This window comes from Pseudomonas sp. CCI4.2, assembly GCF_034350045.1.
GTDB lineage: Bacteria > Pseudomonadota > Gammaproteobacteria > Pseudomonadales > Pseudomonadaceae > Aquipseudomonas.
Genome location: NZ_CP133781.1, coordinates 5,290,324 through 5,309,282, shown reverse-complemented (window position 1 = coordinate 5,309,282; position 18,959 = coordinate 5,290,324). Strand labels below are relative to the sequence as shown.

General features: G+C 56.5%; 21 protein-coding genes. 14 read left to right on the top strand and 7 right to left on the bottom strand.

Annotation, left to right across the window (positions count from 1 at the left end; genetic code table 11):
- Window positions 1–3 precede the first annotated feature (3 nt).
- The gene (locus RHM65_RS24110; protein ID WP_322168182.1) at window positions 4–690 is read right to left on the bottom strand and encodes a hypothetical protein; all 687 of its coding nucleotides are present in this window, start codon (window positions 688–690) and stop codon (window positions 4–6) included.
- A 98-nt stretch (window positions 691–788) separates the two neighbouring features.
- Here RHM65_RS24110 and RHM65_RS24105 point away from each other — a divergent pair, with 98 nt between their 5' ends.
- Window positions 789–1,088, top strand: coding sequence for a hypothetical protein (locus RHM65_RS24105; RefSeq protein WP_322168183.1), 300 nt, complete (start codon window positions 789–791; stop codon window positions 1,086–1,088).
- A 3-nt stretch (window positions 1,089–1,091) separates the two neighbouring features.
- Here the strand turns inward: RHM65_RS24105 and RHM65_RS24100 are convergent, their stop codons facing one another.
- A complete protein-coding gene (locus tag RHM65_RS24100; protein ID WP_322168184.1) occupies window positions 1,092–1,565 on the bottom strand; it encodes a cyclic nucleotide-binding domain-containing protein in 474 nt (157 codons plus the stop codon).
- A 323-nt stretch (window positions 1,566–1,888) separates the two neighbouring features.
- Between RHM65_RS24100 and RHM65_RS24095 the strand changes: the two genes are divergently transcribed.
- Window positions 1,889–3,417 (top strand): IS3 family transposase gene (locus tag RHM65_RS24095; protein ID WP_416194713.1). Its coding sequence is split into 2 segments (ribosomal slippage): window positions 1,889–2,330 and window positions 2,330–3,417, totalling 1,530 coding nucleotides; the frame shifts between segments, so codons are not numbered across the junction.
- Window positions 3,418–3,921: 504 nt separating this feature from the next.
- Here the strand turns inward: RHM65_RS24095 and RHM65_RS24090 are convergent.
- On the bottom strand, window positions 3,922–5,976 hold the full coding sequence (locus RHM65_RS24090) for a S9 family peptidase (RefSeq protein ID WP_322168185.1): 2,055 nt from the start codon (window positions 5,974–5,976) through the stop codon (window positions 3,922–3,924).
- A gap of 162 nt (window positions 5,977–6,138) precedes the next feature.
- On the opposite strand from RHM65_RS24090, the gene RHM65_RS24085 reads away from it, so the two are divergent.
- The 6 genes from RHM65_RS24085 to RHM65_RS24060 all read left to right on the top strand — a co-directional run bounded on the left by RHM65_RS24085 (window position 6,139) and on the right by RHM65_RS24060 (window position 10,660).
- Entirely contained in the window at window positions 6,139–6,624 is a 486-nt protein-coding gene (locus RHM65_RS24085; protein ID WP_322168186.1) for an MFS transporter, read from the top strand.
- Window positions 6,625–6,701: 77 nt separating this feature from the next.
- Window positions 6,702–7,475: a class II glutamine amidotransferase gene (locus tag RHM65_RS24080; RefSeq protein WP_322168187.1), complete on the top strand. Its 774-nt coding sequence runs from the start codon at window positions 6,702–6,704 to the stop codon at window positions 7,473–7,475.
- A gap of 13 nt (window positions 7,476–7,488) precedes the next feature.
- Window positions 7,489–8,013: a DUF2937 family protein gene (locus tag RHM65_RS24075; protein ID WP_322168188.1), complete on the top strand. Its 525-nt coding sequence runs from the start codon at window positions 7,489–7,491 to the stop codon at window positions 8,011–8,013.
- Between the two features lie 270 nt (window positions 8,014–8,283).
- Window positions 8,284–9,036 (top strand): 5-oxoprolinase subunit PxpA, encoded by a 753-nt coding sequence (locus RHM65_RS24070; RefSeq protein WP_322168189.1) that lies wholly within the window; start codon window positions 8,284–8,286, stop codon window positions 9,034–9,036.
- On the top strand, window positions 9,033–9,737 hold the full coding sequence (pxpB, locus tag RHM65_RS24065) for a 5-oxoprolinase subunit PxpB (RefSeq protein WP_322184120.1): 705 nt from the start codon (window positions 9,033–9,035) through the stop codon (window positions 9,735–9,737). The genes RHM65_RS24070 and pxpB overlap by 4 nt, the downstream gene beginning before the upstream one ends.
- Window positions 9,734–10,660, top strand: coding sequence for a biotin-dependent carboxyltransferase family protein (locus RHM65_RS24060; RefSeq protein ID WP_322168191.1), 927 nt, complete (start codon window positions 9,734–9,736; stop codon window positions 10,658–10,660). The genes pxpB and RHM65_RS24060 overlap by 4 nt, the downstream gene beginning before the upstream one ends.
- A gap of 99 nt (window positions 10,661–10,759) precedes the next feature.
- On the opposite strand, the gene RHM65_RS24055 is transcribed toward RHM65_RS24060, so the two are convergent.
- The 3 genes from RHM65_RS24055 to RHM65_RS24045 form a co-directional block, all read right to left on the bottom strand.
- Window positions 10,760–11,023 (bottom strand): hypothetical protein, encoded by a 264-nt coding sequence (locus RHM65_RS24055; RefSeq protein ID WP_322168192.1) that lies wholly within the window; start codon window positions 11,021–11,023, stop codon window positions 10,760–10,762.
- Window positions 11,024–11,384: 361 nt separating this feature from the next.
- A complete protein-coding gene (locus RHM65_RS24050) occupies window positions 11,385–12,563 on the bottom strand; it encodes a VWA domain-containing protein (protein ID WP_322168193.1) in 1,179 nt (392 codons plus the stop codon).
- 61 nt (window positions 12,564–12,624) lie between these two features.
- Window positions 12,625–13,470: a MoxR family ATPase gene (locus tag RHM65_RS24045; RefSeq protein ID WP_322168194.1), complete on the bottom strand. Its 846-nt coding sequence runs from the start codon at window positions 13,468–13,470 to the stop codon at window positions 12,625–12,627.
- A 193-nt stretch (window positions 13,471–13,663) separates the two neighbouring features.
- Between RHM65_RS24045 and RHM65_RS24040 the strand changes: the two genes are divergently transcribed.
- Complete coding sequence (locus tag RHM65_RS24040) at window positions 13,664–13,894, top strand: DUF4160 domain-containing protein (RefSeq protein ID WP_322168195.1); 231 nt, start codon at window positions 13,664–13,666, stop codon at window positions 13,892–13,894.
- Window positions 13,891–14,406 carry a DUF2442 domain-containing protein gene (locus tag RHM65_RS24035; RefSeq protein WP_322168196.1) on the top strand — a complete coding sequence of 172 codons (516 nt, stop codon included), beginning with the start codon at window positions 13,891–13,893 and terminating at the stop codon, window positions 14,404–14,406. Before RHM65_RS24040 ends, RHM65_RS24035 begins: the two co-directional genes overlap by 4 nt.
- A gap of 7 nt (window positions 14,407–14,413) precedes the next feature.
- Here the strand turns inward: RHM65_RS24035 and RHM65_RS24030 are convergent, their stop codons facing one another.
- Entirely contained in the window at window positions 14,414–15,484 is a 1,071-nt protein-coding gene (locus RHM65_RS24030; RefSeq protein ID WP_322168197.1) for a DUF748 domain-containing protein, read from the bottom strand.
- A 123-nt stretch (window positions 15,485–15,607) separates the two neighbouring features.
- Between RHM65_RS24030 and cysK the strand changes: the two genes are divergently transcribed.
- From cysK to RHM65_RS24010, 4 genes are all read left to right on the top strand, one after another.
- Window positions 15,608–16,582, top strand: coding sequence for a cysteine synthase A (gene cysK, locus RHM65_RS24025; protein ID WP_322168198.1), 975 nt, complete (start codon window positions 15,608–15,610; stop codon window positions 16,580–16,582).
- A 192-nt stretch (window positions 16,583–16,774) separates the two neighbouring features.
- Window positions 16,775–17,713: an aspartyl/asparaginyl beta-hydroxylase domain-containing protein gene (locus RHM65_RS24020; protein ID WP_322168199.1), complete on the top strand. Its 939-nt coding sequence runs from the start codon at window positions 16,775–16,777 to the stop codon at window positions 17,711–17,713.
- 93 nt (window positions 17,714–17,806) lie between these two features.
- Complete coding sequence (locus RHM65_RS24015) at window positions 17,807–17,974, top strand: hypothetical protein (protein WP_322168200.1); 168 nt, start codon at window positions 17,807–17,809, stop codon at window positions 17,972–17,974.
- Between the two features lie 113 nt (window positions 17,975–18,087).
- Entirely contained in the window at window positions 18,088–18,954 is an 867-nt protein-coding gene (locus RHM65_RS24010) for a DMT family transporter (RefSeq protein WP_322168201.1), read from the top strand.
- Window positions 18,955–18,959 lie beyond the last annotated feature (5 nt).

The following is an 18,959-nucleotide window of genomic DNA, read 5'->3' as shown; positions in this document are numbered from 1 at the left end:
TGCTTAGCCTTTGAGTTTTTCCGCAATCCAGATGGTGTGCCGCGTGCCTTTGTTGCCATGGGCAAAGACTTGCACTTCTTCAGCTTTAAAACCGGCTTTGCGTAGTTTGTCGGAGAACTTGGTGTCAGCGCTGGCCGACCACACGGCGAGAATGCCTTTGGGGCGCAAGGCATGGGCGCACGCACTCAGACCACCGGACGAATACAGCCAACTGTTGGCTTTTTGCGTCAGGCCTTCCGGGCCGTTATCGACGTCCAGCATGATGGCGTCGAAACCATTGGGTTCGCTCTTGAGCACCAGCGCGACATCTTCAATCACGATTTTTGCCCGAGGATCGAGCAGAGGGTTGCCGGCTTTTTCACCCAGCGGCCCACGGTTCCACTCGACCACGCCTGGCACCAATTCGGCCACCACCACTTCCGCGTTTTTGCCCAAATGTTTAAGCGCAGAGGCCAAGGTAAAACCCATGCCCAGCCCGCCGATCAATACCCGTGGAAGCACGCGGTGGGTGACTTTTTTGCAGGGGATTTCGGCCAGTGCATCTTCAGAGCCGTGCATGCGTGTGTTCATCAATTGGCCGCCGTCGCCGCCCTGAATCTTGATCACAAAATCTTCGCCGTACTCGAACAGGCACAAGGCACCGCCATTATCGGGAATCGGAGTGGTGTCGAGTAGAACGAAACGTTTCATGGAGAACTCATCGAGAGGGTGATTTTTCAGAGGGCAACTTTGTCGCGCAAGGAGTAGCCTGAGCCGGACTAAAATAAGGCAGACATCGGAGGCCATTGATGAAGTGTTCTATTCTAACGGCGATTGTCCTGATGACGCTCTCGGTAACTGCTATTGGTGCAGACAATCTGCAAACAGGCCCCGGTGCAGCGGAGCCTGGTTCGCCGGGTACCGCAACACCGACACCCTATCCACAAGTCGCACCACCGAGCATTCCCCGCACCGGTGGCAATGAAGGAAATCCACCGCTGTTGCCGAAGATAGACATCCCGGGGCCACCGAAAGACCCATCATTACCGGGACTACAGAACGAAGTGTCCAACAGCCCGGATAAAGTCGGTCCGCCGAAAAATCCGTAGCGATCATTCCTGCTGCGAAAGCAATTGCCCATCCGCCATACGCAGCCTCCGGGACAGCGCGACGGCGATGGCGCGGATGATTTTCGCAGCAGTCTTAGGAGCCTCATTGAGCATTTTGTCCAAGGAGTCCTTGCCCAGGTTCAACAGCTGACAGTCGGCGGCGGCGATGCAACTGGCGGATCGACGTTCGCCATCCAGCACCGCCATTTCACCGAACGCACGGCCTTTGCGTAACGTTGCGATCTCGACCGGTTGTTCATTGCTGTTGAGCTTGCGCACCGACACCGTGCCCGAGTGGATGATGCACATGAAACTGCCCGCATCCCCCTCGTGGAAAATCGCCTCGCCCTGATTGATGGCGCTGATGCTGAAATAACCCGCCGCCGCCTGAAAGTCAGCGGGCAGCAGTGTGTTAAACAGACCGCAGTCCATTAACAGGTCGCGAATTTCTTTGTTCAGGTAAGTCGGTTCTGACATGGCTCAACAGTCTTGTTTGGATGGAGGGGAAAACCGGCGCGTTTACGATCTGTAGACAGCCAACTTGTTGGCGAGGCGATTTGATTCGGCGTGTCAGAGATAAGCCGCTTCGCGAACAAGTTCGCTCTTATCAAACTACTTTTTAATCTTTTAAAAACAACGGGTTGGCGCTGTGTTTTTGTGTGTATATCCGGCCTTTGTGGTTGCTGAAATTATGGTTTCGCTTTTACAGCGAGGAACCTTTTTCAAACGCCCTCCGTGTCAGGCTACCTGTCGCCCCTGTTGATTGACTCTTTCATTCAAGGGGGCGAAGGTGAATATCAATGTCCAAGCGTTATGACGAAGACTTCAAAGACTGGGTTGTTCTGCAAATGATGCCACCGCTCAATCGTTCTGTTGCAGAGCTTGCGGGCACGCTCAATCTCCTTCCGAAGTCGCTACGAGCATGGAGACAAATGGCTAGAGATAAAGGTTCGATTGTTCCCGGGAACGGGAAGACCAGCTACCAATGGTCCAGCGCTGATAAGTTTAACGCGGTCATGGAAACTGCACCGTTGAGCGAGGTGGAGATCTCTCAATACTGTCGAATTAAAGGCATCTACCCTGAACAAATCCAGGAATGGAGGGTGATGTGCCAAAACGCCAATACGGTGGTAGACCTGGACCCCAATGGGGTCAAAAGCGCCGAACAACGACGTATCAAGGTACTTGAGCGTAAATTGCTCAAGTCCGATGCCGGACTTGCGGAGGCAGTGGCGTTGCTGGAACTCAGAAAAAAAGCCAATGCGATTTGGGGCGAGGACAAGGAAGAATGATCAACGCCTCTGATCGCATGCACGCGATGAAACTGATAGCAGAAGCGGTAATAGGAGGCTCCCGGCGGTTTAGGGCCTGTAACGAGTTAGGGCTAAGCCTGCGCACCGTTCAACGCTGGAAACACGCTGACTGTGATGGACGATCGTTAACTCAAAGGGCGCCTCCGTCGAACAAGCTTAGTGAGGTCGAGCGTCAGGCGGTACTTGATGCCGCCAATAAGGACGGCTACGCCAGCCTTACCCCGCATCAAATTGTTCCCAAGCTCGCAGACGAGGGTATCTACCTTGCATCGGAGTCGACGTTTTACCGCGTATTGAAAGCCGCTAATCAAAACGTGCGACGTGGCCGTGCCAAAGCCCCCAAACGTCGCGTACTGACGACGCATCGCGCTGACGGACCTAACCAGGTCTGGTGTTGGGATATCACTTGGCTGCCGAGTACGGTTAGAGGTCGTTTCTTCTACTGGTACATGGTCAAAGACGTTTACAGCCGAAAGCTGGTCGCTAATGAAGTGCATGATGTGGAGAGCTCTGAGCACGCGTGTGAATTGCTCAGAAAGGGATGCTTACGTGAGCACACGGCAGGTAATCCGCTGGTTCTGCACTCGGATAACGGCTGCATCATGAGAGGCACGTTATTACGCGAAAGCATGGTTGCACTAGGTGTTGAGCCGTCCTTTAGCAGGCCTCGTGTTAGCAACGATAACGCTTATGCTGAAGCGCTTTTTCGTACTGCGAAGTACTGTCCGCTCTGGCCAGACCAGCAGTTTGATAACCTCAACGAGGCAAGGCTTTGGGTGCAACAGTTCGTCGAGTGGTACAACGAGGATCATCGCCACAGCGCCCTGAAGTACGTGACGCCTAACGAGCGTCACGACGGCAAATCAACAGCATTGCTACAGGCTAGAGAAATACTTTATGAAAATGCCAAAGCAGAGAATCCAAGCCGCTGGAGTACTCGTACACGTAACTGGAAGCTCTCTGACGAGGTGTACTTAAACCCAGAGCGGCCTGATGTTAGAGCGGCAAGGGCCTAACATCAGAGGTACCAAGGCGACAGGTACCTTGACGCGCGCCGAACGCCAAAAAGGTCCCGCCAAAAGGGCTTGCCCCACCATGCGGAACCTCGCTTAGGCTCGGTCTTCCCTCACTCCGGCGTCGCTCCGGCGGTCGCCGTGAGCGGCCATCCCTGGCCGCGCACGGCTTACTCGGCATCCTTGCCTCGTCACCCCCTACGCAACGCCTGCGTTCGGCCGCATGGTTTCACGGGGCCTCTTTCCGTAATTTGATATTCAATTCACGGGCGATATACAGGCGGGCGATCATCTGTAGGAGCCAACTTGTTGGCGAAGGTCCTTCGGACTTATCGCAGCCTTCGGCACCTCCTACAGAAATCTGTGCAGCCCCAAAATCTGTGGGACCGAATTTATTCGGGAAGGCTTCCGTCCTGACACGCTGCAATCTCGAAGCACACAAAGTGCTTCCCAGTTTGCTGCGCGACAGCGCAGCGTCGAAGACGTGGCGGACCCTCCTACAGAGATTCAAATACCTAACACTCTGAACACAAATGCGTATTCCAGCGCCACATCACGCAGGCCTTGATAGCGCCCACTCATGCCGCCATGCCCAGCGCCCAGTTCAGTTTTCAACAGCAACAGGTTGTCGTCGGTTTTGGTGGCGCGCAGTTTTGCCACCCACTTGGCCGCTTCCCAATACTGCACTCGGCTGTCGTTGTAGCCGGCTATCACCAAGGTCGCCGGGTAAGCCTGAGCGCTGACATTTTCATACGGCGCGTAACCCTTGATGCGTGCGTACACCTCTGCTTCTTGAGGGTTACCCCATTCGTCGTACTCAGTAACGGTCAGCGGCAGATCGGGATCAAGCATGGTGTTGAGCACGTCGACAAACGGTACTTCAGCGATGGCTGCTTTGAATAAATCAGGGCGTTGATTAAGGACAGCACCGATCAACAAACCGCCCGCGCTGCCACCGCTGATCACCAATTGCTCGGCGCTGGTCAGGCCGTTGCTGACGAGGTGTTCAGCACAGGCAATGAAGTCGCTGAAGGTGTTCTGTTTGTGTTCCTGTTTGCCATCGCGGTACCACCCTTCTCCCAATTCGCCACCGCCACGCACATGCGCGATGGCAAACGCGATGCCACGATCCAGCAGGCTCAAGCGCGAATGAGAAAACCACGGATCAAGGCTTTCACCGTAGGCGCCATAACCATAGAGGTACAGTGGCGTGGTCTGACCCAGTAATTCGCGTTTGACCACCAGACTGATCGGCACTTGGGTGCCATCGACGCCCGTCGCCCACAGTCGTTGACTGACGTAAGCATCGGCGTCAAACGGGCCAAGAACTGGGGTTTCTTTAAGTACCACTTGCTCGCCGCTGGCCAAGGTCAACTGACGGACTTGTGACGGACGGTTTAGCGATTGGTAACGCAGGCGAATCGTGTCGCTGTTGAATTCCAGCGTGTCCTGCACGTGCAAGCTGTACGCCGCGTCGGGCAATTGCACGCGGTAGGCAGGCTGGCTGCGTGGGTGGACTTCGATAATTGGCAACCCACCTTCGCGCAGGCTCAAGGTCATGCCTTTGGCGTTCAAGCTGATGCCTTCGAGCATCACCGTGTCGCTGTGGGCAACCAGGGTGTGCCACTGGTCGCGGGACGGCACGCCACTGGTTTGCTCGGCGGCTTGATAGAGGGCGAAATTGATACCGTCCTGATTGCTCCGAATCAGCCATGTCCATACGCCGTCGATTTGGCCGTGGTCGGGGGAGTAATCGTGGCCCTCGACACGGGGTGCGAGGCAGATAAACGCCTGCTCCGGTTTTTCCGCGTCCAGCACCCAGGCTTCGCTGGTGGTCTTGCTGTTGAGCGAGAGCACCAATTGCCGTTCCGAACTGCTGCGGTAGCAATGCAGAAAGAAGCGACCGTCTGGCTCGTTGAACACCAGGTCCGCCGACTCGTTGCCTAGCCGGTGGCGGTACAACTTGTGTGGGCGATGGGTCTCGTCCAGTTCACCGAAAAACAGCGTTTGGCTGTCGTTGGCCCAGGTCATGCTGCCATCGCAATCCTCGAACGGCAGGCTGGTCACTTGGCCAGTGCTCAGTTCTTTGACGAACAGCTGATACACCTCTTCGCCGCTGCTATCGAGGCTGTAGGCCAGCCGTTGATGGTCGGGACTGATACTGAACGCGCCCAAGGAGAAGAAACCACCGGCGGCCAGTACGTTGGGGTCCAGCAATAACGCTTGCTGACTTTCATCGATGGTCAATGAATCATCGGCCGGGCGTGGGCAGCGATAGTGCCGCGCGTATTCGTCGCCCTCGGTGGTGCGGGTGTAATACAGGAAAGGCCCCCACGGCGAGGGCAGCGACAGGTCAGTCTCAAGAATGCGCGCTTTGATTTCCTGAAACAGCGACTCGCGCAAGGCGTCCTGATCCGCCAGTTCGGCGTGCTGATAATCGTTTTCGGCCTTGAGGTAATCAAGCACCTCTTCGGTGTCACGATTTTGCAGCCAGGCGTACGGGTCGGAGCCCTCGTCCTTGCGCGCGATGGGTGCGATGGCGTGATGTTTGGATGACGGCATGCTGGACTCTCTATAAGGCAATCGGCCCCGCAAGCAACGCGGGGAGGCCAGGGCTTGGCCGGTTCTTACCGTCAACGGCAGTCGATTACTGACGTCGGGGAAGCCGGGCTAACGAAAAGCCGTTATCATAAGCGCCTCTTTGCCTGGCTTACCACGAACGTCATGAACGAGAACGACTACCTGATCGCCTGGGGCGTTTATGCTTTTGCTGCACTCGGCTGCCTATTGGTCGTGTTCAAGATGACCGGTTGGATGTGGCGCTTCCTGCGCGAACCCCTGCGGGTACTGGTTGCGGTGCTGCTGTTCAGCCCTACGATCATTGATCCGGTGAAAGAACAGTTTGCGCCTGCCGTGGCAATGACTGCGCTGGATCTGGCCTTCAAGGTCAATACCAATATCTGGCGAGCGGTCTCGGATTTGGCCATGTACGCCATGATCGCCGCAGGCCTTTATGTCATTTTCATCTTGATTCGCTGGCCCATCGAAAAACGCCGTCGGGCCAACCAGCCCAAAGCGCCTACTGAGCCAAGCGCCTCCTTGCCGGTTGCTGACGAACCTTTTGCTCCGGTCGACGATGACGGTTACGGTCGCAAACCCGCAGCACTTCCAGGCGCCAGCAGCCGTATACGGGTTGAGCCGCGCCTGTAGACATCGCTTCGTTGGCGCCGCGCCTGATCCTCTCAGGCGCACCCCGCAGTGCTGAACGTATTGAAGCGAGAGTGAACATGTGTGAACTATTGGGCATGAGCGCCAACGTCCCAACCGATATCGTGTTCAGCTTCACCGGGCTGATGCAGCGCGGCGGCCGAACCGGACCGCATCGCGACGGCTGGGGCATCGCATTTTACGAAGGACGCGGTTTGCGCCTGTTTCAAGACCCGGCTGCCAGCAGCGAATCGCAAGTCGCGCAACTGGTGCAGCGTTATCCGATCAAAAGCGAAGTCGTGATTGGCCATATCCGGCAGGCCAATGTCGGCAAAGTCTGCCTGGCCAACACCCATCCGTTTGCCCGTGAGCTGTGGGGTCGCAATTGGTGCTTCGCACATAACGGTCAACTGGCGGACTTCAACCCTCGTGCGACGTTTTATCGCCCGGTGGGGGATACCGACAGCGAAGCGGCGTTCTGCGACCTGCTCAATCGAGTCCGTGAAGCGTTCCCGGAACCGGTCGAGATCGAACAGTTACTGCCTTCGCTGGTGCAAGCCTGTGCCGACTATCGCAATAAAGGCGTGTTCAATTGTCTGCTCAGCGACGGTGACTGGTTGTTCTGTTTTTGTTCCACCAAGCTGGCCCACATCACCCGTCGCGCACCTTTCGGCCCGGCGCGCTTGAAGGACGTCGACGTGATTGTCGACTTCCAGGCTGAAACTACCGCCAACGACGTTGTCACAGTTATGGCGACTGAACCGCTGACCGAGAACGAAACCTGGACGCGGTATGAGCCGGGAGAATGGGATTTATGGCGTCGCGGCGAACGCGTGGCCCACGGCAAAGCCTGAAGGAGAAGGACCTATGCTGCGAAGCTATCTGCGATTAGTGCTGTTCACGGCGGGCTTGTTGATTGGGGTACAAATCCCCGGTTTTATCAGCGATTACACCAAGCGCGTAGAAGCGCACATGATCGAGGCGCAACAAGGCCTCAAAGGCTACAAAGACACGGCACAGCAATTCTTCAGCGGCGATTTGCAGGCGTTGGTTGCGCATTACCGAGCCAGCGATGACCCGGTGTTTCGCAGCGATGCTGACAGCCTTAACCAGTTGCTGATGCGAAATCAGGCATTGGATCAGGAATGGCAAGCGATGCAAGCGCCGTGGTACGCCCGCGCTTGGCACGTAGCGACCTCCGCCAACCCGGACATTCGCCGGGAAACGTTAAATGCTTACACCTACCAAGTGCTATTGGTCCCGGAAGTCATCGGCTGGGGCATCGTCTGCGCCTTGCTACTGGCGTTGGTCGTAGAAAGCTTCTTCCTGCTAATCGGCTGGGTGATCTTCGGCGGACGGCGCAGAACGCCGGTGCTGGAGCGGGATCGATAGGTATGGGTTCCAGACGCCGTTGATAGCAAGCAGCCGCAGACACTGTGGGAGCAGGCTTGCCTGCGAAGAGCCTCGTCATCGCACCGCTGACGTCGATCAGAAATCCGGGGCGCCTGCATTGACGCTTTCGTTGGCAAGCCCACACACACAGACTTAGGCAGACACGAAAGGGTAGGCACTGAAAAATCTTATCGCAGCCTCGGCAGCTCCTACGCAAATGTTAAGACTTCAGATGCCCCTGAACCATTCAACGCACACAGGAGATTTCCTTTGCGCCGCCTGTTATTGAATTGCGACATCGGTGAAAGCTACGGCGCCTGGACCATGGGTCTGGACGCTGAAGTCATGCCCTTTATCGACTGCGCCAATATCGCCTGCGGTTTCCACGCCGGTGACCCGAGTGTGATGCGCAAAACCGTAAGCCTAGCGCTGTCCCATAACGTGATGATCGGCGCCCACCCGGCATACCCTGATCTGGTCGGTTTTGGCCGGCGTTCCATGGCGTGCAGCGCCGCCGAGCTTGAAGACCTGCTGCATTACCAGATCGGCGCGCTGGACGGTATTTGCCGGGCGCAAGGCAGTCGCGTGCACTACGTTAAACCCCACGGGGCGATGTACAACGACATGATGGCCAAACCCGACCAGATGCGTACGGTCATCCAGGCCATCGCCCGCTACGACGTCCATTTACCGCTGATGTTGTTGTCCACCCGCGATAACAGTGCGGCGCAAGCGTTGGGCGATGAGTTTGGCGTGCAGTTGTGGTTTGAGGCCTTCGCCGACCGGGCGTACGACCCTGCAGGCCATCTGGTTTCAAGGCAATTGCCGGGTGCTGTTCACCATGACCCGGAAACGATCATTGCCCAGGCACTGACCTTAGCGCGTGGGGAAATCTTACGTGCGTCGGACGGCAGCGACCTGTTACTGACCACCGACACGCTGTGCGTGCATGGCGACAACATCAGCTCGGTGGCCGCCGTGCAACGCATTCGACAGGCGCTGGGTGAGCTGCGATCGTCATGAAGGTGCGGATCGAAGTGGTGGCCATCGACTGCCTCATGGTGAGGCTGTTCGAGGTCATCGACGAAGCCAACATGCCGTGGATGTTGGCCGCCGTAGCGCGTTTGCGCGAACACTTTGCAAGCACTCTGATTGATTTAGTGCCGTCCTACACCACGCTGATGGTTCATTACGACCTGACGCAGCTGAACCCGAATCAAGCCCGTGAGTTGATACACGCCGCGTTGACCGATTTAGCCCCAGATCCATACGCCAATGGCACGCACCATGTGTTGCCGGTCTGGTACGACCCGAGCGTCGGGCCGGAACTGAGCTTGCTGGCAAAACGCAGCGGCTTGAGCGTCCGTGAAGTCATTGCCTGCCACAGCCAGCGCGAGTATCAGGTGTTCGCGCTGGGCTTTGCGCCAGGATTCGCCTTTATGGGTCTGGTCGAAGAAATCATTGCCGCACCGCGTTTGAACACCCCGCGCAAACGCGTCGCGGCCGGCAGCGTCGGCATCGCCGAACGCCAGACGGCTGCTTATCCCGTGGTCTCGCCCGGTGGCTGGAACTTGATCGGCCGCACGCCCAGCTTTCTGTTTGATCGGCAGCGTGAGGGTTACAGCTTGATGCAGCCTGGCGACAGCGTGAGCTTTGCATCCATAGACCATGCCGAGTTTATTCGCTTGGGTGGCGACGACACGCCATTGACGGGCCAGGCATGAGCGCGTTGTTGATCGAAACCAGTACGCCGCTGTGCCTGCTGCAAGACGCCGGTCGTTTCGGCGTGCGGCATTTGGGCGTAACCCAAGGCGGGGCGGCAGATTGGGTCTCGATGTCGTTGGCCAATAAGCTGCTGGGCAACCCGCTGGACGCCGCCGTGGTCGAAGTGACCCTTGGTGGTATGACCCTGCTCGCCGAGGAGGATTGCTGCCTGGCGTTGGCGGGTGCTGATCTCGACGCCATGCTCGACAGCCGGCCACTTAAGCCATGGCGCAGTTTTTTTATGGGCAAAGGCCAGCGATTACGCTTTAACCGGCCCATCGTCGGTGCACGTGCCTATTTGGCGGCACCGGGTGGTTTCACTGCGCCAGCGGTGTTGGGCAGTTGCTCGACCGTGGTACGCGAAGCACTCGGCGGTCTTGATGGCTTGGGTAAGCCGCTGGGCAAAGGTGACCGGTTAAGCTACTCCGGCGCGGCTTTCGTGCTGCAAGCATTACCCAATCAACAGATTCCAGATTTTGCTGTAAGCACTCCCTTAGACGTCGTACTGGGCGCTCAAATTGGCCAATTCAGCGGATTAAGCCTGTTCGACGCCTTCAACAGCGACTGGACCCTCGACACCCGCGCCGACCGCATGGGCATTCGTTTATTGGGACCGGCGTTGACCTATCTGGGGTCGCCGATGATTTCCGAAGGCATCCCTTTGGGCGCCCTACAAATCCCCCCCGACGGCCAACCCATCGTCCTGCTCAACGACCGACAAACCATCGGCGGCTATCCCCGACTGGGCGCGTTGACACCGTTGTCGTTGGCGAGATTGGCGCAATGCCTGCCGGGCAGTGTTATCCGCTTAAAGCCAATAGTGCAAAACACCGCGCATCAGCAACAGGTGCGGTATTTACAGGTGTTTAGCGGGCCACATTAATCTCCCTCGACTGTAGGAGCCAACTTGTTGGCGAAGGAATGATGTGGTTGTCAGGTAACCTCTCTCGCCAACAAGTTGGCTCTACAGAGTGTGCGTACGTTAATCCTTGTCGGTTTTGTATTCAATCTTCCACGGCGAGTTCGCAGATGTTCTACCGAGTTCGTGAATCATCACCTTCTGACCCCGAACAGCGGTGAAGGTGTAGTACTTCACATCCAGATCATTGTCTAACGTTCCAGTCATGGTATTCAGTTTGTCCGGCAAGACAGTGTATTGCGGCTGCGCGATTTCGGTCTCGATCTCTTCTGTGTTCAAAAAAGACATTGCATTAACTGACTTGCCAGTTGCTCCCATGCGGCGCACAACTGCGTCCGCAGGAGAGTGGTCCTGTGGATTTGATTAAGTTAAATGTCGCTGTAGTGAGAGACATGTTGCCGTTGGATTTGCCAACTGAAATAAACAACACAAGACTGCCGAAGCTGCGAAGCCGGTACGGCTTTGGGATTTAATTGGCACGGTTGGTAGCGAGCAGCCGCAGAGACTGTGGGAGCAGGCTTGCCTGCGAAGAGGCCCGTCATCGCGCCGCCGATGTCGATCTGAAACCTGGGTTGACTGCAAGGACGCTTTCGTTGGCAACTCACACAGAGACTTAGGCCGACACGAAATAGTAGGTGCTGAAAAATCTATCGCAGCCTTCGGCAGCGCCTACAGGGGATTTATAGGTTCACTTTGCCAAAAACCGCATCCCTTCTTCCAGCCCGCGCAACGTCAGTGGATACATCTGATCGTCGATCAAGTCTCGGACGATGTTGGTCGATGTGCTGTAGGCCCAAGTGTCTTTCGGATACGGATTGATCCAGATGAGCTTTTTGTATTTCTCTTTGAAACGCTGCATCCAGGCGTAGCCGGGCTCTTCGTTCCAGTGTTCGACGCTGCCGCCTGCTTGGGTAATTTCGTAGGGCGCCATGGCGGCGTCGCCGATGAAGATTACTTTGTAGTCGGCGCCGTATTTGTTCAGCAAATCCTGAGTGGCGGTGGATTCAGAGCTGCGGCGCAGGTTGTTTTTCCACACCGATTCATAAATGAAGTTGTGAAAGTAAAAGTACTCCAAGTGTTTGAACTCGGTCTTGCACGCGGAAAACAGTTCTTCACAGGTTTTGACGTGGGCGTCCATTGAGCCGCCGATGTCGAACAGCAACAGCAACTTGATGGTGTTGCGGCGTTCCGGGCGCATTTGGATGTTCAGCAAGCCGGCGTCGCGGGCGGTGTGGTCGATGGTGCCGTCGATGTCGAGTTCTTCAGCCGCACCCTGACGGGCAAATTTGCGTAAGCGACGCAGGGCAATCTTGATATTGCGGGTACCCAGCTCCACCGAATCATCGAGGTTTTTGTATTCGCGTTGCTCCCAGACTTTTACCGCTTTACCCTGGCGTGCGCCCGCGTCGCCGACCCGAATGCCTTCCGGGTTATACCCGCCTGAACCGAAAGGGCTAGTGCCGCCTGTGCCGATCCATTTATTGCCACCGGCGTGACGTTCTTTTTGCTCTTCCAGGCGTTTCTTAAACTCCTCGATCAGCTTGTCCAGGCCACCCAAGGTCTGGATCTGCGCACGTTCCTCTTCACTCAACGAGCGCTCGAATTCCTTGCGCAACCAATCTTCGGGAATCAGCGCTTTTAGATGGTCGTCGAGTTTTTCGAGGCCGTTGAAATAGGCGCCGAACGCCCGGTCGAATTTGTCGAAGTGGCGTTCATCCTTGACTAGAATCGTGCGGGCGAGAAAGTAGAACTCGTCCATGTCAGCGAAGGTCACTCGCTGTTTAAGCGCATTGATCAAATCGAGCAGCTCCCGCACCGAGACCGGCACTTTGGCTGCGCGCATTTCATTGAACAGGTTGAGCAGCATGGCTGTCGCCCTTGATGTCGTGTGTCTGGACGCTGAGCGGTTCGGGCAGCGTGGTTCAGATTCAGCGGTTAACGCGACGGCTCATGAAGGCCAAACGTTCGAGCAGCTGAACGTCTTGCTCGTTCTTGACCAGCGCACCCGCCAGCGGCGGAATGGCTTTGGTCGGATCACGCTCACGCAGCACCGCTTCACCAATGTTGTCGGCCATCAACAACTTCAGCCAGTCGACCAGTTCCGAGGTCGACGGTTTCTTCTTCAAACCGGGAACTTTGCGCACGTCGAAGAACACGTCGAGGGCTTCGCTGACCAACTCTTTTTTGATGTTCGGGTAATGCACATCGACGATCTTTTGCAGGGTGACGCGATCCGGGAAGGCGATGTAATGAAAGAAGCAGCGGCGCAAGAACGCGTCTGGCAGCTCTTTTTCATTGTTTGACGTAATGATGATAATCGGACGGATTTTCGCTTTGATCGTCTCGTCGATCTCGTAAACGTAGAACTCCATCTTGTCGAGTTCTTGCAGCAGATCGTTGGGGAATTCGATGTCGGCCTTGTCGATTTCATCAATCAGCAAAATGACCCGCTCTTCGGCTTCAAAGGCTTCCCAGAGTTTGCCTTTCTTCAAGTAATTGCGCACGTCATGGACTTTATCCACACCCAGTTGCGAATCGCGCAGGCGGCTCACCGCGTCGTACTCGTAGAGGCCTTGATGCGCCTTAGTGGTGGACTTGATGTGCCACGTGATCAGGCGGGCACCGAAAGATTCAGCCAGTTGCTCGGCCAACATGGTTTTGCCGGTGCCAGGTTCGCCTTTGACCAGCAGGGGGCGTTCCAGAGTGATGGCTGCGTTGACCGCAAGCTTCAGGTCGTCGGTGGCGACGTAGGCGCTGGTGCCTTCAAACTTCATTTTGAAATCCTCGAACGGAGTCGCCGCAAAGGGCGTAATAAGCGGTTGCTCAATGTGCGGACTATAACGCGCAGGTCGGGCGACTGTGAACGCAGACGCGGCATTCAGTCTCTGAATGCCGCGTCACACTTTGACTCAGTTCAACGGTCTGCCATTATTGAGGTATAGCTAACTTGGCTATACCTTGTGTCGCATGTCGACCCAATACCGATTTCGCGAGAAATACCGTATCCAATTGCGCGAGAAGGACCCTCTGCCACCTCATGTTCACCTGACCGGTGGCGGTATCGATGTGTTGATCGGCCTGCGCTCAGTCGTGGCGATACGAGGGCATGCTCCCGCCGTAGTGCTGCCGGAAGCGTTGGATTGGATACGGGCTCACCAACAACAATTGATGGAGGAATGGACGCTATGGCATCCATGAAACGCCCCCGTCTGCAGGCTGTGCAGGCAACCCGTGATAACCGGTTGGCGTTGACGTTTATTGACGGTCAACACTTCATTCTGGACCTCACCGCTGACTTGGCCGATTACCCCGGTTTACAGCCGTTAACGCGCGACGGCGCTTTTGTCGGCGCGCAACTGGGTGATGATGGCTGGACCGTGGAATGGCCCGAGCTGGATATCCAGCTCGGCGCCGATACCCTTTACCTCGACGCGCAAGCTCAGGCAACAACGGACGAAAACACCCGCATCTTCATCGGTTGGCGTGCCCGTACCGGTTTGCCCTTGGCGCAAGCCGCGCAAGCGTTGGGCGTGAGTGCGCGAAGCATCTCCCGTTACAGCAATGCCCGAGAGCCCACACCGCGGACCTTGGCGTTGGCCTGTCTGGGCTGGGACGCACTGCAGCGCCAAGCGCCAAAGCTGCGCTTGGTTGCGGAAGACACGACGCAGTATTCAGCCCCAAGCACGCCAGCAGCTGACAAAAAACGCTGACCCTTGATCACGGGGTTTTACCGTTGTCATAGCGAGTATTGAACGCTTGGATAAAACCGTTGTGCAGGATCTGCAAAAACGCCTGAAACGCGCTGATGTCCTGTTTGTGCACACTGCCACTGAGGTCAACACGGGTCGCAAACTGGTTTTTGTTCTGGTTCTTCAGCACTGCCTGGCTGGCGCCGACCACGGCTTCCCAGACTGAGCGGAAAAAGCTCTTGTTCTGGTTTTCCACATCCTGCTGCCAGTTGAACACTTCGACGTTGCGCAGCAGCGGTTTGATGTAGCCACTGAGTTGACCCTTGACCGCTTTGGCCTGGATCACCACATCGCCGTTACCAGCGTTAAAATCGAATTTTCCGTAGGCAGACGCAAAATCGTTGAGGCTTTTCAGTTCGATTCCGGTCGCGCGGAGGCGGAAGTCGAAATCTTCGAAATTACTGAACGGATCAAACGTGGCGGCGGTGTCCAAAGGCGCCTTGCCCATCAGCAAGGCTTTGCCTGAAAACCGGGCCTCACGCTGGCCTTTGGCGTCCGCCACGTTGGTCAGGTTGTACAGGCTGGCGTTGACTTTATCGGCTTCGATTTTGACTTTCGGAGTGGAGGTGAAATTGTTGAAAGTGATTTTGCCGTCACTGATACGAACTTCGTTGAGGGTGATGGGCAACAGTTTGTTCAGCTGGGCGCGCCAATCGGTGCCCTGACCGGTTTGCGACGCCTCCTTGTTGTCACCGCCGTCGACGAAGTTAAGCTCGGGGCTGACAAAGCGCACGCGCGCTACGACGGCGTGGTCGTACCACAAAGAGTGCCAGCTCACGGCCAAGTCGATGACGGGGATTTTGACGAACGGAACAGGCACGTTGCCGGAGACTTTCACAATATCGAGGCCGTTGATTTTATAAGCGCCACGCCACAAGGCTAAATCTACATCGGTGACCTGACCGCGGTAATCGCCCATGTCGGCGAGTTTTTCGTTCAGGTAGTTGCGCACCACATAGGGCAGGGCGATTTGCACCACAACCAGCAAGACTATGATACCCAGGACAGTCCACAGCGCGACGCTATAGCGACGTTTCATGATCAAAGCCTCCGTTTGCGTAAGCTGTTGACTGCCCGGTTTGGCATCCGTTCGCTGCACTGGACGCACGCAAGTTGGGGGCATAGGCTTTGCCCATTCGATAACGTGCACAAGGACACTGCCATGAGCCGCATTTATGCTGATAACGCCCATTCCATCGGCAACACGCCGCTGGTTCAGATCAACCGTATTGCACCACGCGGGGTCACTATCCTGGCCAAGATCGAAGGGCGCAACCCCGGTTACTCGGTTAAGTGCCGCATCGGTGCCAGCATGATTTGGGACGCTGAAAGCAGTGGCAAACTCAAACCCGGCATGACCATCGTTGAGCCGACCTCTGGTAACACCGGCATCGGCTTGGCATTCGTTGCCGCCGCACGGGGTTACAAACTGGTGCTGACCATGCCCGCATCGATGAGCATCGAGCGACGCAAGGTGCTCAAGGCGTTGGGCGCCGAGTTGGTGCTGACCGAGCCTGCCAAAGGGATGAAGGGCGCAATTGCCAAAGCTGAAGAACTGCTCGCCAGCGATCCGTCGAGCTACTTCATGCCGGGACAGTTTGATAACCCGGCCAACCCGGCGATTCACGAGAAGACCACCGGCCCGGAAATCTGGAACGACACCGACGGTGCCATTGATGTGCTGGTCGCGGGCGTCGGTACTGGCGGCACCATTACCGGTATCTCGCGCTACATCAAAAACACGGCGGGCAAGCCGATTTTGTCGATAGCCGTAGAACCCAGCGTGTCGCCGATCATTACCCAGGCCATGGCCGGGCAAGACATCACCCCCAGCCCCCACAAGATTCAGGGCATCGGCGCCGGTTTCATCCCCAAGAATCTTGATCTTTCCGTTATTGATCGGGTCGAACTCGTTACGGACGAGGAGGCCAAGGCCATGGCCCTGCGTCTGATGCGTGAAGAAGGAATTTTGTGCGGCATTTCCTGTGGCGCGGCCATGGCGGCGGCGGTGCGGATGGCCGAAACCCCGGAAATGCAGGGTAAAACCATCGTCGTGATTCTGCCGGATTCGGGTGAGCGCTACCTGTCGAGCATGCTATTCAGTGACTTGTTCACTGATCAGGAAAACCAGCAGTAACGGTTCGTTGTTAACAGGCTGCTTTTTACCTGGCTCCTGAAGGCTTATCATGGCCGGCTTCAAATCCGCTTCAGTGTGCATTTCGCGAAGACGCAATGCAGAAGGCGGTTGCCCCTGGCGACCGCCCTCGGGATCACTAATCAGAACAGTGCCGCGTAGTGCAGTTATTTGCCTATTTTTCAGGAGTGTTTCATGACCTTTTCTTTTGCTGCCAAGGCATCGATTTTGATGCTCTTCCTGGGGAGCACGCTGTACGTCCACCTGCGCGGTAAGGCCCGGCTGCCGTTGTTGCGTCAGTTCGTCAACCATTCCGCGCTGTTCGCGCCCTACAACGCCTTGATGTATCTGTTCTCCGGCGTGCCCTCGAAGCCTTATCTGGACCGCAGCAAATTCCCTGAAATGGACTTGCTCAAGGACAACTGGGAAATCATCCGCGACGAAGCCATGCATTTGTTCGACGAAGGTTATATACGCGCTGCTGCCAAGGACAACGACGCCGGCTTCGGTTCGTTCTTCAAGAAAGGCTGGAAGCGTTTTTACCTCAAGTGGTACGACAAAGCCTTGCCGTCCGCCGAGCTGCTGTGCCCGAAGACGGTCGAGCTGGTTAACCGAATCCCCAACGTCAAAGGTGCAATGTTTGCGCTGTTGCCGGGTGACAGCCATCTCAACCCACACCGCGACCCGTTCGCCGGTTCGCTGCGTTATCACTTAGGCTTGTCGACACCAAACTCCGACGACTGCCGCATTTATGTGGACGGTCAGGTGTATGCATGGCGTGATGGTCAGGACGTGATGTTCGACGAGACCTACGTGCATTGGGTCAAGAATCAGACCGCGCAGACCCGGGTGATTCTGTTCTGTGACGTCGAGCGGCCTTTGAAATCGAAGCTCATGACCCGGATCAATCGTTCGATGAGTGCCTTTCTGGGTCGCGCTACCGCGCCGCAGAACCTGGACGATGAACGGGTCGGCGGCATCAATCAGGCGTACGCCTACAGCAAACGTTTCAGCAACAGCTTCAGCGGTGGCGTGAAAAAGTTAAAACGCCGTTATCCCAAGGGCTACCGGGCAATGCGTCCAGTGCTGGCGATCATTGTGTTCACCTTGCTGGGTTATTGGCTGTTTGGCTGAAAACCTGATTGCACAATGCACCGGACGCTGGCTATAGTCGGCGGCGGTGCATACCACCTCGCACCCAACCCCATTCCAACGAAGAAGTGCACCATGCCTGCTTCCCACATCGAATTCCAGTTCGCCGCCGCAGCCTTCGCTGTTGCCGAACCGCGTGGGTGTCAGCAGTTGATCTTCCGCAGTCATTACCCGCCACCTTCACCTGTGACCGGCCCGGTCGCGTGCATTGCTGCACCGCCAAGCGTCGTCTTGCTGGGCTGATCGGCATCTTTCGCCGATACCTGCGCCCGCACAACCATTCATACACTCACTGATTCGATCAAACCGAGTCGTGATGTCGCGCATCTAGCGCGCTTGAATCACAGGTGGCACTCATGTTTTTTTCCCGCGATGCGTTGGCCTCAATGGCCACAACCACGCTGTTCGTTTTGCTCTGGAGCAGCGGCGCAATTTTTTCCAAATGGGGCTTGGCCCACGCCGCGCCGTTCGCTTTTCTGCTGGTGCGTTTCTCCTTGGCGCTGGTGGCGCTGGCCATTCTGATTCCGCTGCTGGGCTTCAAATTACCCCGCGCCCGTAAACCGCTGCTGTATGCCGCCGCGACCGGTGCGGTGTTGTTGGGCGCTTATCAGATTTTCTATCTGCTGGCGTTGGACCTCAAAGTCACGCCTGGCGTGATGGCCACCATCATGGGCGTGCAGCCGATCCTGACTGCGGTGGTGATGGAGCGCAGTCGCTCATGGACGCGTTTGTTCGGCTTGAGTCTGGGCCTGACCGGCTTGGTGTTGGTGGTGTATCAAGGCATCGGTCTAGGCGGGATGTCATTGGCGGGCATGGTGTTTGGATTGCTGGCGCTGGCAAGCATGACCTTTGGCTCGATCATGCAGAAACGCATCACCGACAACCCACTCGGAACCCTTCCGGTGCAATACCTTGCCGGGCTGCTGCTGTGCTCAGTGTTCGTGCCGTTTCAACCGTTCCACTTTGAACTCAGTACCGGCTTTATCGTGCCCGTGCTGTGGATGGGGCTGGTGGTTTCGGTGCTGGCCACTTTCCTGCTGTATCGACTGATCGCCCGTGGCAATTTGGTCAACGTGACCAGTCTGTTCTATTTGGTGCCAGCGGTAACGGCGGTGATGGATTACCTGATTTTTGGGAACCGACTCGCGCTGCTGAGCCTGTTCGGGATGCTGCTGATCATCATTGGGTTGGTGTTTGTGTTCCGTAAGCCGCGCGTCGTTTGATATAG